Origin of the sequence: Streptomyces stoeckheimensis, assembly GCF_045822005.1 — a bacterium.
Lineage (GTDB): Bacteria > Actinomycetota > Actinomycetes > Streptomycetales > Streptomycetaceae > Streptomyces > Streptomyces stoeckheimensis.
In genome coordinates, this window is sequence record NZ_CP169550.1 from 8,231,751 (window position 1) to 8,246,340 (window position 14,590).

A 14,590-nucleotide genomic window follows, 5' to 3' on the forward strand; every position below is an offset into this window, starting at 1 on the left:
CCCGTGGTCGGCCGTGCCCGCAAGGGCCCGGCCGGCCGGGCGGCCTGCCTGGAGAGACTCATGCTTCCGATCAGCAGACGGAACCTGTTGGTGGGCGCCGCAGGGGCGGTCGCACTGCCCTTCCTGGGCGACGGCCGGGCCGCGGCCCGGGCCGCCGACGCCGCACCGCCCCCTCGATGGGTCGGCGCGGGACCCTTCACGTACGTCTACGACCCCTCGACCGCGGAGGGACCGCGCTATCTCAACGACCACACGCTGATCAAGGCGCAGGGCCGCTGGCACCTGTTCAGCATCGTCGGACGCAGCGCGCCGCGCGGTGAATCCCCCGACAGCACGAGGGAGACCTCCTTCGCCCACGCCTCCGCGCCGAGCCCGAACGGGCCGTGGACCACCCATGCCGACGCACTCACCCTCGCCCCGTCCTACTTCGGCGAGGAGCACCTGTGGGCGCCCCACGTCGTGGAGGCGGGCGGCAGGTTCTGGATGTTCTACGCGGCCGGCGGCGCGAGCGGCGCCGCGATCAGCCTCGCCACCTCGTCCGACCTGTTCACCTGGACGCGCGAGCCCTCCGGCCCGCTGTTCCGCGGGCTCGCGGCGCGTGACCCGATGGTCCTGCGGGTCGACGGCGAGTGGGTCATGTACTACACGGAACTCTCCGGCCCGGGCGGCCACCATGTCGTGGCCTGCCGACGGTCCGCGGATCTGGTGCACTGGAGCGCACCGGGCACCGTGTTCACCGACGCGACCACGGACACGACGGTCTCGGTCACCGAGTCTCCGTACGTCGTGGAACGGGACGGCTGGTACTACCTGTTCATCGGGCCGCGGGGCGGCTACGAGGGCACGGACGTGCTGGCGTCCCGGGACCCCTTCCACTTCGACCTGGACGGCTACGCGGGCCACGTACCCGGTCACGCCGTGGAAGTGGTCGCCGACGGGGACACCTGGTACGCGAGCGCCGCGGGCTGGTTCCGGGGCGGGCTGCACGTGGCGCCCCTCCAGTGGCGGGACGCGCCACCGCCGTGGCAGAGCACCGACAACCCGGTGGCCGGCCTCGACGCCGCCGGCCGCCTCAAGGTGTTCGCGCTGGACGCCTCCGACCGCTCGATGCTCCGCCGCGTCCAGCTCGACCCGGACACCGACGGCTGGTCGCCGTGGGAGACGTTCGGAGGGCCGGCCGGTGCGGTCCCCACGCTCGGCCGCAACGCCGACGGCGCGCTCGAGGTGTTCTCGCTCGCCCCCGGGGGAGCCAACCTGCACCACCGGGCCCAGCGTCCGGACGGCGGCTGGTACGACTGGGAGGAGTTCGGCGGCCCGGCCGGCGCGGCCCCGGCCGTCGCCCGCGGCGCCGACGGCCGGCTGGAGGCGTTCGCCCTGAGCCCCGGCGGAGCCTCCGTCGCCCGGCGACGGCAGGGGGCACCGGGATCCCTGGCCTGGGACCCGTGGGAAACGGACTTCGGCGGTGCCGCGGGCGCGCCGCCGGTGGTCGCGGCGAACGCCGACGGCCGGCTGGAGGTGTTCGCCCTCTCGCCCGGCGGCGCCGGGATCTTCCACCGGTGGCAGGAGACGCCGGGCGGCGCCTGGACCGCCGCGTGGCAGCGCTTCGGCACCGCGTCCGGCGCCGCGCCGCGGGTGGCCAGGGACGGCAGCGGCCGGCTCACCGTCGCCGCGATCGGACCGTCGGGCGTCGGAACCTTCGGCCGGCGGCAGTCCGTGCCGAACGGAGGCTGGGACGAGTGGCTGCCGATGTTCGGCTGGAGCGCCGCCGCCCCGGCGTTCGCCGCCAACACCGACGGCCGCCTCGAGGCGTTCTCGCTGACGCCCGGGGGCGCCCGGCTCGACCACCGCTGGCAGACCGCTCCCGGCGGAAGCTGGGCTTCCGGCGGGGAGTTCGGGGAGCCCGGCATCCGGCTCGCCGCCACGCCCGCGGCCGCGCTCGACCCCACCGGACGCACGCACGTCTTCGCCGTCACCACCGAAGGCAGGATGCGCACCCGCGTCCAGGATCGGCCGAGCGGCGGGTGGCGGCCGTGGACGGCCTTCGGAGACCGGACGGTCGCACCCGTCGTATCGGGCCGCCCCGCACTCTGAACCCGGAGTGCGGATCGCGCCACGTGAAAGGGGCGAAAGGGCGGTTCCGCGGGGGCCGTGGCTCCCCGGGCACGGTGACCTTCCCCACCCCGGCAGGTTCCGTACGCGACGTCCGCGAAAGGGGGTGCAAGGGCCCGATCCCGCACGCCCGCCCGCGGTGGCGGCATCCCGCGCTCGATCGCCGCGGCACGACAACTTCCCCCGTACCGCTCGCCAGAGAGTCGAAAACGACCGCAAACCGCCGTCGCCGCACGAGGGTCGCAGTGACCCGGGACACAGGGGGAGCCGTCCGCGAGGAGGGGGCCGGCGAGCCTCCCGGCAAGGGGCGCGGAGCGCCTCCCGGGGCAGCTGGTGCGGGCCGTCCGACCTGAGGGGCCGTCCCGGCCGAAGTGGCTGAACTGCGCCGATGAACTCCCTCGAGAGATGAGTATTGTTCCACTCGTCGGTCCGGCACGACGCGTGGAACGGGGGGAGCGGTGAGCGGGGTGGTCGTCCATCTGCCGCAGGGGTGCAGTGGCGCCGACGGCGGCGAACCGTACGGCGATGCGGTGACGTTACGGCTCGGACCGGGCGAAGTCGCCCGCTTCGGACGCGGATCCGCGAAGGTCCCCGTGGAGCTCCGCCTCGCCGACGCGGCGATCTCCCGGCTCGCGGGGGAGATCCGCGTGGCCGACGACCACTGGCAGTTGACGAACCACAGCGCCACCCACAGCTACCTCGTGGAGAACCCGGAGGGCGCCGGGGAGTACCTGAGGGTTCCGCCCCGAAGGGTCGGGGCACCCGTCCCGTTCGAGTTCTCGCGCGTCGTGCTGCCCACCCGCAGCGACGTCCCCGTCTCCTTCCAGGTGTTCGCTCCCGATCACGTCTACCTGGACCCGGAGGCCATGGGCGCCCCTTGGGGCCGCCTCACGGTCACCGCCTACTCGCTGGACGAGACGGCCACCTACTTCCTGGTACTCCTCGCGCTCTGCGAACCGCGCCTGCGCGACCAGTCCCGCGTCGCGGTCCCCACCACGCCCCAGATCGTCGAGCGGCTCAGGGGCCACGTCGCCTGCGCCACCCTGACCGCGCGCGCGGTCAGCTCGCACATCGACTACCTCGCCGAGGAGAAGCTGCGCATCGGTGCCTCGGACCCGCGCGAACCCGGCAAGGGCGACCGCCGCAACGGCAAGCGGGAGGAGATCGTCGGGCTCGCCCTGCGGTTCGGGCTCGTGCGCGAGGAGCACCTGACGCTGCTGCCACCCCTGACGGGGGCCGGCGGGCGGGAGCGGCAGGGCGCGCGATGACGACGCCCCGCACCCTGCGCGACGACATCACGGAATGCGACGGTACGGACCTGCTCCCGCCCGGTCACCGGGTGCGGGGCTGGACGATCACCGACCTGATCGGGGCCGGAGGCTGGTCCACGGTCTACGCCGCTCGGCCCGCCGACAGGCAACCGGACCGGACCGGCCGGGCCCCCGCGCATCCGTCCGCGGCACCCGCCGACATCGCTCTCAAAATCATGCCGACCGCCGGGTATGCCCCGCGCCAGACGCGCAGGATCGTGGAGTCCGCCCGCCGCGAGGTCGAACTGGGACGCAGGGCCGGGCACGCACGGCTGATCCGCCTCGTGGACTCCTTCGTCCTCGAGGCACCGGACCGCCCCGCCCTGGACGGCGCGATCGTGCTGGTCATGGAGCGGGCCGCCGGCAGCCTGCGGGAACTCCTCGACGCGGGGGTGGCCGAGGCCGACCGCCCCCGGCTGATCGCGGGGATCTGCGAGGGCCTCGCCCACCTCCACCGGTCGGGCTGGGTTCACGCAGACCTGAAGCCGGAGAACGTCCTGCTGGACCGCGACCGCTCCGTGAAGCTCTCGGACTTCGGGCTGGCCACCCAGATGACGGGAACCCACGGGTACGCGCCCCCCATGGGCACCCTGGACTACCTTCCGCCCGAGCGCTGGCGGGCACCCCTCGGGGAGCTCGGTGTGAAGGTCCGGCCGAGTGCCGACATCTGGGCCCTGGGCATCATCATCCACGAGGTGTTCGGCTCCGGCGCCTCCCCGTTCTCCGGCGCCACGCCCATGGCACGGGGCGCCGCCGTCCAGGAGTACGGAGAAGGGCGCGCTCCGCTGCGCATGGACCAGGCCGTGCCGCCGTTCTGGCGCGCCCTGGCCGCCGACTGCCTCGCCCCGACCCACGCGGCACGTGCCCGGCACACCGCCGAGAGCCTGCTCGCCCGCATCACCGCCGAACAGGGGACGGGCGGGAGGGGCGCCGGACGGCTGTGGGGCCGGGCCCGCGCCGCGATCCTCACCACCGCGCTCTGCGGGATCGCCGGTACGACCCTGTGGTCGGACGCGGCACGGGCGAGCTCCTCCGCACTGGACGGCCCGGGGGGCGCGGTGACCGGCACGATCAAGGTGTTCAACGCGGAGAAGGGCTGCCAGGAGCGGGCCGACCGGGACCCGCAGTGCAGTCTGGGCCTGGCCATCGACCCGATGCGCCAGTACACCGCGGACAACGTCGTACCGTCCCGGGTGTGGCACGGCGACGTCCTCGCCGTCGACTGCCAGCTGCCCGACGGCCGGGCCGTCATCGACGAGGCGGACCTGCAGTCCACCCGCTGGTTCCACGTCCGTCTCCCGCCCGGTTCCACACCCCCCACAGCGTGGCTGCCCGCAGTCCGCACGAAGGACCGCCCGGCGCTGCAGGGCTGCCCGGCCCCCGCGACCGGGCGCTGACGCCCCCGGTCGCCCTCGGGAGCGCGTCCGTCCGAAAGCCCCGGGAGGCGGTGTCATACCGATCGGGCGGACGATGGATCCGTAGGACCCGGTTCCCGGAGGGCCCGCCCGAGCGGCTCGGGCCTCACGGTGGCCGTGGGCGCAGGGGAGACTGCGGCGTTGGGTACAGGTGCCAGATGAACGAGCGCGTCCCGGTCGACGAGCTGATCAGCAGCGCCGCGCAGGCGGCCGGCGGATGGCTGGGCGCGCTGCCGGTCGCCCTGGTGGCCACCAGCGCGGACGGAACGATCGTGCGCTGGAACCAGGTCGCGCAGGAATTGCTCGGCTACGCCCCTCCGCAGATGCTGGGGCGCAACATCGCGGACCTCCTCCATCCAGGATCCGATCGCAGCCTGGGCCGCTCGCTCTGGGAAGCCGCGGCAGCCGGACGGGGCGTGATGGGCACGGTGACCGCCTGGCACCGCGACGGGCACCCGCTGGAGCTGGAGATCTGGGCCTCCCCGGTGTCCGACCGCCGGTACGACGTGGCCACCGTGCTGGTCTTCGCCGCCGATGCCCACGCGGCACGGCGCATCCGGGGGTCGTCGGCGGTCTGGGACGGCTTGTTCGCCCGCTCTCCGGTCGGCATCGCGATTCTCGACTCGCAGCTGCGGTTCCTGCAGGTCAACGCCGCGCTCGAAGTCATGAACGGTCTGCCGGAATCGGCACACGTGGGTCGTCGCCTGGCGCAGATCCTCCCGGAGGTGAACGCCCGCGAGATGGAGGAGTCCATGCTGCAGGTGCTGGAGACGGGGCGGCCGGTCCTCGACCGTCGCCGTGTCGGACGGACGCCTGCGGAACCGGACCACGACCGCGTGTGGTCGTGCTCCTACGTACGGGTGGAGGATCCCGCCGGCATGCCGATCGGCGTCATCGCCTCGCTCGTCGACATCACCGAGCAGCAGCGCGACCACGTGGAAGCCGAAGCCGGACGCCGCCGCCTCGCCCTGCTCAGCGAGGCCAGCATCCGGGTCGGCTCCAGCCTCGACCTGGAGCGCACCGCGCAGGAACTCGCCGATCTCGCCGTACCGCGCCTCGCCGACGCCGTCACCGTGGACGTCCTGGACGCGCTGGCGCGCGGGGACGAGCCCGGCATGGGTCTGACCGGCGGGGCCGCCCTGCGGCGCCTCGGCAAGGCCCCGCTGTCCGGATCCAAGGTGACCGACATCCTCGCCCCCCTCGGCAGGACGCTCGTCTTCCCCGTCGCCGCCCCCTACACGCAGGCCCTCGCGGCCCGGCAGCCGTTCCTGGCCGCCCGTCTCGACGAACAGGCCGTGGCCCCGGCCGCCCGGCACTCGGCCAAGCCCGCCCAACTGGTCGCGGTGGGTGTGCACTCCCTGGTCATGGCGCCCTTGGTGGCCCGGGAGACGGTGCTCGGCGTCGCCACCTTCTACCGCACGCGCCCGATAGGACCCTTCGTCTCCGAAGACGTCACCCTCGCCGGTGAACTCGCTGCCCGCGCCGCTCTCAGCATCGACAACGCCCGTCTTTACCATCACGAGCACGACACTGCGGTCATCCTCCAGCGCAGCATGCTCCCGCAGCACATCACCCCGCCCCCCGGTATCGCTGTCAGCCACCGCTACCTCCCCGCGAGCGACGTCAACGAGATCGGCGGGGACTGGTACGACGTCCTGCCCGTGGCCGACGGCAAGGCAGCCCTGCTCATCGGCGACGTCATGGGGCACGGCATCGCCGCCGCCGCGGTCATGGGCCGACTGTCCGCCTCCGTACGGGCCCTCGCGCGCCTGGACCTCTCGCCGGTACGGCTGCTGCACCAGCTGGAAGCCGTCCTCGGTGATCTCGCCGAGCCGATGCTCGCCACGTTCCTGTACGTCGTCTGCGACCCGGCCACCGGACACTGCACCGTCACCCGGGCCGGACACCCGCCGCCCGCACTCGTGCTCCCCGACGGCACGGTCCGACTCCTGGACACCCCGCCCGGTGTGCCCCTGGGGGTCGGGGGCATCGACTTCACCCCCACCGAGATCAGCGTGCCTCCCGGCAGTCTTCTCGTGCTCTACACCGACGGACTGATCGAGGCCCGGGGCCGCGACCTCGACGAACGGCTCGCCGAGCTGACGCAGCTCCTCGCGGATCCGCAACGGCAGCTGGACCACCTGTGCGACTCGCTGATCAGCCACCTCGTTCCGGCGGCGGCCGACGACGACGTGGCACTCCTGGTCGCCCGCCTCGGCGGGCTGCCGTGAGGGTTCGGGCATCCGGAGCGCGCGCGGAGCGCCCCGCGGCGCGTGGCTGCGGGGCGCCCCGTGGGGCTGCACTCGGAGGGAGTGACGACGGATGGGGCGCCCTGTGTGCTGGCGGCCGTGGCGGTGGCGGCGCCTGTGAGGCCGAGTCCGGCGAGGGCTGCCGTGGCGATGATTGGCGGCGAAAATTCGTCGAATGCACATTCGGTTCCCCTTCTCACCCACGGGGGTGGCACGTCCTGTTGGGCCGGCCGTCTCGACGACGCGCGGGGGAGGGGGTGCGATGCTGGAGTGAGGGGCCCGGAAGGGGCTGCGGGGGTGGCGGGAACGAGGGGCAAGCGCAGCCCGAGCATTCCAAGAAGCCCCCTGATGGCCCCGCGCATCCTCCGGTTCCCCAACCGAACGCCGAGAAGCGGCCCGACGTAGGACCGTAGGCGACGGCCGGGCCCGCGGTGCCGGGCGCCGCGGGCCCGGCGAGATCCGGCGGGGACGGTCTAGCCGCGTGACCGTCTGCGGCGCAGGAGGATGCCGACCGCCGCCCCGGCCAGGGCCGTTGCCGCCACTCCGGCCGTGGTCCACCAGACGGCGGGACCCGTGCCGGGTTCCGCCGGGGCCTCGGAGGCCGTCGCAGGTGTAGGTGTCGGCGTGGGCGTCGGGGTCGGGGTCTGCGTTCCGGTCGGCGCGGGCGACGGGTCGGCGGGGCGGGGACCCGGGGTGCCGGTGGCCGGGGCCGGGTCCACCACCGGTACGCCGACTTCGAGTTCGCCGTGCCCGAGGGCGGGGAAGCCCACGTCCACACTGACCTTCCAGGCACCGGGCGGCAGGGACTCGGCCGTGGTCCAGCCGGCCGGCGTCGCGGCGGGATCGCGCACCAGGCGCCAGGGCCCCAGCGTGCGGGCGCCGTCGGCGCTGACCGCGTTCACGGTGGCGGCGACCGCCTCTTCGACGGCGTCGCCGTCGTTCTCCCAGGTCACGTCGGCGGTGACGTGGCCTTCCCGCTGCCCGGTGACCACCACCTTCACGGTGTCGCCGTGGGCGTGCGCCACGGCCGGGGACAGCAGGATCAGTCCGACGGCGGTCAGGAGGGCCTGGAAAGCGATTCGTGTGCGCATCGTGGCGTGCTCCGGGTGGGGTGAGGGGCCGGCGGACGGCCGCGCGGGGCGGCCGTCCGCCGGAGGGGACTTCGGGGGGTTCCGGGGGCCGGAAGGGTCAGCCGGCCTTCTGCACGGTCCAGGCCTGTGTCGCACGGCCGTCCGCGCGCTGGAGGTCGAGCAGCCAGTTCCCGTAGTAGGGACGGCTGCTCACGGTCAGCGCGAAGCCGCCGCTCGGGTCGGTGACGCTCACCGCACCACCGCGGGCGGTCAGCTTCCAGCTCTGCGCACCGGTGCGGCCGCAAGGCTGCTGGGCGACCCACATGCCCGCGGCGGGCGTGCCGCCCGGCTGCAGGCACTTGCCGGAGACCGCGGAGCGGATGCGGACCAGTCCGCTGCCCGCGTCGTCGAAGTACCACTGCTGCTGCGCGTACCCGTTGGAGCGCGCCCCGACGAGCACGGTCCCGTCGGCACTGCGCCCGCCCCACACCTCGGCGGCCATGCCGGTGCTGCCGTTCCCGAGCAGGTACCGGGTCCCGGGGGTGGTCGCGCCGCCGCCCGTGACCTTCGTACGGAAGGACGCGGCCTTGCCGGCTCCGCTGTCCCGGCCGGCGCCGTCGCGGACGGAGACGGCGACCGTGTAGGAGGTGTCGGGCCGGAGGTTGTAGACGCGCAGCACCGGGGACTGGACCCAGCCCAGGTGCTTGCCGTTCAGCAGGACCTGGTACCAGGCGGCTCCCTCGACCTTGGGCCAGCTCACGACGGCGGAGTCCGACTGGATCTGGCCGACCGTCACGGCCGGTCCGCCCGTGGGCTTCTTGGTCGGGGTGGGCGTCGGCTTCTTGGTCGGCGAGGGGCTCGGGTTCGGACCGGGGTCGGTGCCGCCGCCCTTGTTCTTCATCAGGAACTGGTTGTCGGCGATGTTCCAGTGCGTGGCCAGGTAACTGCCGGCCTTGGGACTGGTGTGGAAGTAGTCGTCGTGGTTGCAGTCCAGGATGTTCTCGGAGGCCTGGTTGGTGCAGATGTTGCGCATCTGCGGGTAGTACGGGGTGTCCGAGTAGCACATGACGTCGAACTCGTCGGTGCAGTGCGCGCCGCGGCTGGTGTTCGGGGCGCTGTTGTTGACCGCGCCGAGGTTGTGGCCGAGTTCGTGCGCCGCGGTGTGGCCGCCCCAGCAGCCGGAGTCCGTACGCCCGTACGAGGGACCGAAGTTGCTCAGATTGGCCTGGCCGGGCCGCTCGTCGCCGTTGAAGGTGCCTATGCCGCAGTAGACCTGGGTGTCCGCGAAGATCATGTACTTGCGGTCGCGGCGGTCGAGCCCCTTGCCGGCGAGGGCGGCGTTGGTCGCGCTGAACTCGGCGAGCGCGGAGTCCGGGAGCTCGATGTTGAGCACGGTCGGGGTGCAGTCGGAGGCCGTCACGTAGCGGATGTGCCGGACGCCTCCGGTCTCCTGGGCGCTGGCGGAGTAGATGAGGTCGGCGTCGGCCGCCCATTTGCGGAACGAGGCCACGTACGCGGAGTAGCGGTCACGGCCGGGGCCGTGGACGTACACGACCTGGACGCGGTTGCCCGTGCTGCCGTCTCCGTCGCACTGGACGGTCTGGCCTGCGGGGCCGGCGGCGACGGCCTGGCCGGTGGCCGAGGGCGCGGGCGCGGCGGACTTGTCGGCCGCACGGTCGGCGTCGGCCGCGGGCGCGTCCTGAGGACGCCCGCCGCCTTCGCCGGCCGCCGGGTCGTCGGCGGCGGGGCGGGCCGGGTCGGCCGCCGGAGCCGAGGCCTTGACGGCGGGCGGGATGTCCTTCCTTATGTCGACGCCCTTGGGCGGGGCGTCGGGACCGTGGGTACACAGGCCCGCGCCGGTCCGGTAGACGCCGGCACACCGGTCGCCCTTCGGCGCGGGGGCGAGGCCGTCGTAGACCATGCCGCGCGCGCTCTCGTTGGCGGGCGCGGCCGCGAGGGGTTCGGGCTCTTGGTCCCGGGCGGGCGCGGCGGCCGGTGCGGCGGCCTCCGCACCGGCTTGTACGGACACGGCCTGGGCACCGTCGCCCAGTCCGGAGTAGGCGATGCCGGCGGCGATCACCGCCGCCGAGGCCATGGCGGCGGTGAGGAGCATCAACCGCCGGGGCTTGCGGCGATGTTCACGCCGTCCGCGTCGTCCTGTCATGGGCACCTCAACTGAAATGTCGGAGGAGTGGGTGCGCGGAAGCCTGCCAGACGAATGCGGCGGAGAATTCGGACAAAGAGGGTTGGGGTTCGAGAAATCGTTCCGTTACCTTGTCCGTCAGATCTGATGAACACTCAACAGGCAATAAAACAAGGGGAGTTACGCGCGTCGCGTGGTATTGGTCCAGGCCTTGTCGAGGGTGGTCGTTATCCAATCGAGATAACAAGTGCAGTCCTGTTGACGGGAATTCAGTCAAGGATTCACCTAATTGCTACCTGTTGAATTCCCTTGGTCACGACCCGTAAGGAAGGCCCTGCCCGGTCGGCCCGCGAGCCGTGCTTGCGGCCGGTGCGACTGATCGTCGCCGCGGAACTCACCCTCGTGGACGGCTCCGACGTCCGGGCCCCGCGGCTAGCATGCGGGGATGGAGATCGGAGTGGGCCCGACGGAGGTCCACTACGTGGAGCACGGGACCGGTCGGACCGTGCTGGTGCTCCACGGGGCCGGCGTCGACCACCGCGAGGCCGAGGCGTGCTTCGAGCCGGCCTTCGACGGTGTTGCAGGGCTCCGGAGGATCTATCCCGACCTCCCGGGAATGGGCCGGACGAGCGCTCCCGAGACGCTGCGCAGCGCCGACGACGTCCTCGACACGCTCCTCGACTTCGCCGACGAGGTCACCGGCGGGACCGCGTACCTCCTCGTCGGTCACTCTGCGGGCGCGTACTACGCGCAGGCGATGGCCGCGAGGCGCCCGGCGCGGGTCGCCGCTCTGGCGCTCGTCTGTCCCTTGCTGCCGGGACTGCGTGACATCCCGGAGCACCGTGTCGTCGTCGCCGGACCGGGCGAGATCGGGGACGAGGTCTTCCGGAGCTACTTCGTGATCCACACACCGGAGATGCTCGAACGGTACGAACGTCACGTCGCCCCGTCCGCCGCGCTCGTCGATCAGGCGGCGCTGGAGCGGATCGGCGAGCGGTGGGAGCTCACCCCCGATCACGCGCCGGCCTATGCGAGCCCGACCCTGGTCGTGGCGGGGAGGCTGGACTCGACGGTCGGGTACGCGACCGCTTGCGACCTCGTCGACCAGTACCCGCACGCCTCGCTCGCGGTGGTCGACGACGCGGGACACGCCCTGCCTCACGAGCAGCCGGACCTCCTGCGCGCCCTCCTCGCCGAATGGCTCGCGCGCGTGGAGCGCTCGAACTGACCTCCGACGGGATGGCGCAGGCCGGTGAGGGGTACGGGCCTGCGCCACGATGGACCGTGGCGCAGCGCTCCTCGAGCAGTCTCGCCGCGGACGCGGCGGCCAGCCGGGTGGCGGGGCCACTGGCGAGTGCGGTGGCGCCGGACGCCACCAGCCGTACCGCGGCCGCGACTTGCTCGGGAGGCGCGTCCCTGGATGTGGTCCATACCAAACCCTTGACAGGGTATTCGTTCACAACTTAAATCACTTTGTGATGGAAGGGTCCACCGGACTCGACTCCTCGCCCCCACCCCTGTCGTGTGGCAACCATTCGGGTTCCCGCATGGAGCTCGGCATTGTCATATCCATGCCACAGGGCGATACGTCCGTCATGCTCCCTGGAAGGGAGAGTCATGCACCCCCCACGCTTACCCCGACTCTTACTGCTGTCCCTCGTCTCGGTCCTCACCCTCGCGTCGCTGTCCACCGGACTTGCGCAGGGCGCGCCCGCGCCGGAGGCGCGGCCACCCGCCGCAGCGGTCGCGGCAGCGGCCGCACTCACCTTCTCCGACGAGTTCGACGGGCCTGCGGGCTCCGCCGTAGACGGCGGGAAGTGGCAGATCGAGACGGGCGACAACGTCAACAACCACGAGCGGCAGTACTACACGGCGGGCAATCGCAACGCCGCCCTCGACGGCCAGGGCCACCTTGCCATCACCGCCCGCCGTGAGAACCCGGCCAACTACCAGTGCTGGTACGGACGATGCGAGTACACCTCCGCACGGCTGAACACGGCCGGCAAGTTCACCACGACGTACGGCCGCGTCGAGGCCAGGATGAAGATCCCGCGCGGACAGGGCATGTGGCCCGCGTTCTGGATGCTGGGCAGCGACATCGGCCAGGTCGGCTGGCCCAACTCGGGTGAGATCGACGTCATGGAGAACGTGGGCTTCGAGCCAGGCACCGTCCACGGCACCCTGCACGGTCCCGGGTACTCCGGCGCCGGCGGAATCGGCGCCGGGTACTCCCTGCCCGGTGGTCAGGCGTTCGCCGACGCCTTCCACACCTTCGCCGTCGACTGGAGCCCCAACGCGATCACCTGGTCCGTCGACGGCACGGTCTACCAGCGCCGCACCCCCGCCGACCTCGGCGGAAAACAATGGGTCTTCGACAAGCCCTTCTTCCTCATTCTCAACCTCGCGGTCGGCGGCTACTGGCCCGGAGACCCCAACGGCAGCACGGTCTTCCCCCAGCAGCTCCTGGTCGACTACGTACGGGTCAGCACCGACAGCGGTCAGCCGGGCGGCGGCGGTCCCGTCACCGGAACCGGCGGCAAGTGCGTGGACGTCGCGGGTGCGGCTACCGCAAACGGCACCCCCGTACAGCTCTACGACTGCAACGGCACCGCCGCCCAGCGCTGGAGCGTGGGAACCGACGGCACCATCCGCGCACTCGGCAAGTGCCTGGACGTCGCCTCGGGAGGTACGGCCGACGGTACGCCGGTCCAGTTGTGGGAGTGCAACGGCAGCGCCGCCCAGCGGTGGGCCGTCCCCGCCGCGCAGGACATCGTCAACCCGCAGGCGAACAAGTGCCTGGACGCCTCGGGCGGCAGCTCGGCCAACGGCACCCGATTGCAGATATGGACCTGCACCGGCGCCGCCAACCAGAAGTGGACGGTGACCCGATGACCCCGAGCCTCCTGCGCAGGCCCACCGTGCGCGGTGTCCTGGGCACAGCGGCGGCAGTCGCCCTCGTCACTGGCCTGAGCGGCCATCCCGCGATCGGCGCGGCAGCGGCGACCGGCCGGATCACCGGCCTCGGCGGCGCGTGCGTCGACGTCGCCGGGGCGAGCAGCGCCAACGGTACCGCCGTACAGCTCTACGACTGCAACGGCACCGCCGCACAGCAGTGGAACGTCGTCGGCGACGGTACGATCCGCGCGCTCGGCAAGTGCCTGGACGTGGCCTCGGGCGGCACTGCCGACGGAACCCGGATCCAGCTGTGGGACTGCAACGGCAGCGCCGCCCAGCAGTGGTCGGTCACCGCGGCCCGCGACATCGTCAACCCGCAGGCGAACAAGTGCCTGGACGCGACGGGCAACAGTTCGACCAACGGCACCCGGCTGCAGATCTGGAGCTGCACCGGCGGCGCCAACCAGAAGTGGACGGCCCCGGGCGGGGGCGGCACTCCGGTACCCGGACCGGGGGCCATGGCCGTGGCGCCGTACCTGTACAACGGCTGGGGGAGCCCGCCGAGCCCCACCACCGTGACGAACGCGACCGGCGTCAAGTGGTTCACGCTCGCCTTCGTCCTCAGCAACGGCTACTGCAACCCGCAGTGGGACGGCAGCCGGCCGCTGACCGGAGGCGTCGATCAGCAGACGGTCAACACCGTGCGGACGAACGGCGGCGACGTCATCCCTTCCTTCGGCGGCTGGAGCGGCAACAAGCTGGAAAGCTCCTGCGGCAGCGCGGGCGAGCTTGCCGCGGCGTACCAGAAGGTCATCAACGCGTACGGGCTGAAGGCCATCGACATCGACATCGAGGCCGCGGCGTACGACAGCCCGACCGTCCAGCAGCGCACGGTCGACGCGCTGAAGACCGTCAAGGCCAACAACCCCGGCATCAAGGTGTACGTCACCTTCGGCACCGGGCAGAACGGCCCCGACAGCAGCCTGATCGGCAAGGCCGCCGCGTCCGGGCTGACCGTGGACAGCTGGACGATCATGCCGTTCAACTTCGGCGGCGCCGGCCAGAACATGGGTCAGCTCACCGTCCGTGCGGCCGAGGGCCTCAAGAACGCGGTCAAGAACGCCTACGGGTACTCGGACGACGTCGCCTACCGCCACACCGGCATCTCCTCGATGAACGGCATCACCGACAACGGCGAGACGGTGACCGTCGAGGACTTCCGCACCATTCTCGGCTACGCCGGACAGCGTCACCTCGCGCGGCTGACCTTCTGGTCGGTCAATCGCGACCGGCCCTGCACCGGCGGCGGAGCCGACACCTGCTCGGGCGTATCCCAGCAGCCGTGGGAGTTCACCCGTGTCCTCGCCCAGTACAACGGCTGACCCCTCCCGTCCCCCCA

9 protein-coding genes are annotated in these 14,590 nt (G+C 72.5%); 7 read left to right on the plus strand and 2 right to left on the minus strand.

Annotated elements, in window-relative coordinates; translation table 11 throughout:
- Positions 1–60: 60 nt before the first annotated feature.
- The 4 genes from ACE1OC_RS37410 (at position 61) to ACE1OC_RS37425 (ending at position 7,065) form a co-directional block, all read left to right on the plus strand.
- Positions 61–2,091, plus strand: a complete 2,031-nt coding sequence (locus ACE1OC_RS37410; protein WP_407840750.1) for a family 43 glycosylhydrolase — start codon at positions 61–63, stop codon at positions 2,089–2,091.
- 476 nt (positions 2,092–2,567) lie between these two features.
- Positions 2,568–3,377: a serine/threonine protein kinase gene (locus ACE1OC_RS37415; protein ID WP_407840751.1), complete on the plus strand. Its 810-nt coding sequence runs from the start codon at positions 2,568–2,570 to the stop codon at positions 3,375–3,377.
- Positions 3,374–4,816 carry a serine/threonine-protein kinase gene (locus tag ACE1OC_RS37420; protein WP_407840752.1) on the plus strand — a complete coding sequence of 481 codons (1,443 nt, stop codon included), beginning with the start codon at positions 3,374–3,376 and terminating at the stop codon, positions 4,814–4,816. The genes ACE1OC_RS37415 and ACE1OC_RS37420 overlap by 4 nt, the downstream gene beginning before the upstream one ends.
- Positions 4,817–4,992: 176 nt before the next feature.
- Complete coding sequence (locus tag ACE1OC_RS37425) at positions 4,993–7,065, plus strand: SpoIIE family protein phosphatase (protein ID WP_407840753.1); 2,073 nt, start codon at positions 4,993–4,995, stop codon at positions 7,063–7,065.
- 491 nt (positions 7,066–7,556) lie between these two features.
- On the opposite strand, the gene ACE1OC_RS37430 is transcribed toward ACE1OC_RS37425, so the two are convergent.
- Positions 7,557–8,174 (minus strand): hypothetical protein, encoded by a 618-nt coding sequence (locus ACE1OC_RS37430; protein ID WP_407840754.1) that lies wholly within the window; start codon positions 8,172–8,174, stop codon positions 7,557–7,559.
- Positions 8,175–8,271: 97 nt separating this feature from the next.
- The gene (locus ACE1OC_RS37435) at positions 8,272–10,317 is read right to left on the minus strand and encodes an RICIN domain-containing protein (RefSeq protein ID WP_407840755.1); all 2,046 of its coding nucleotides are present in this window, start codon (positions 10,315–10,317) and stop codon (positions 8,272–8,274) included.
- 424 nt (positions 10,318–10,741) lie between these two features.
- Between ACE1OC_RS37435 and ACE1OC_RS37440 the strand changes: the two genes are divergently transcribed.
- The 3 genes from ACE1OC_RS37440 (at position 10,742) to ACE1OC_RS37450 (ending at position 14,573) form a co-directional block, all read left to right on the plus strand.
- Positions 10,742–11,524, plus strand: coding sequence for an alpha/beta fold hydrolase (locus ACE1OC_RS37440; RefSeq protein ID WP_407840756.1), 783 nt, complete (start codon positions 10,742–10,744; stop codon positions 11,522–11,524).
- A gap of 389 nt (positions 11,525–11,913) precedes the next feature.
- Positions 11,914–13,188: a lectin gene (locus ACE1OC_RS37445; protein WP_407840757.1), complete on the plus strand. Its 1,275-nt coding sequence runs from the start codon at positions 11,914–11,916 to the stop codon at positions 13,186–13,188.
- Positions 13,185–14,573 carry a ricin-type beta-trefoil lectin domain protein gene (locus ACE1OC_RS37450; protein WP_407840758.1) on the plus strand — a complete coding sequence of 463 codons (1,389 nt, stop codon included), beginning with the start codon at positions 13,185–13,187 and terminating at the stop codon, positions 14,571–14,573. The genes ACE1OC_RS37445 and ACE1OC_RS37450 overlap by 4 nt, the downstream gene beginning before the upstream one ends.
- The last annotated feature ends 17 nt before the right edge of the window (positions 14,574–14,590 follow it).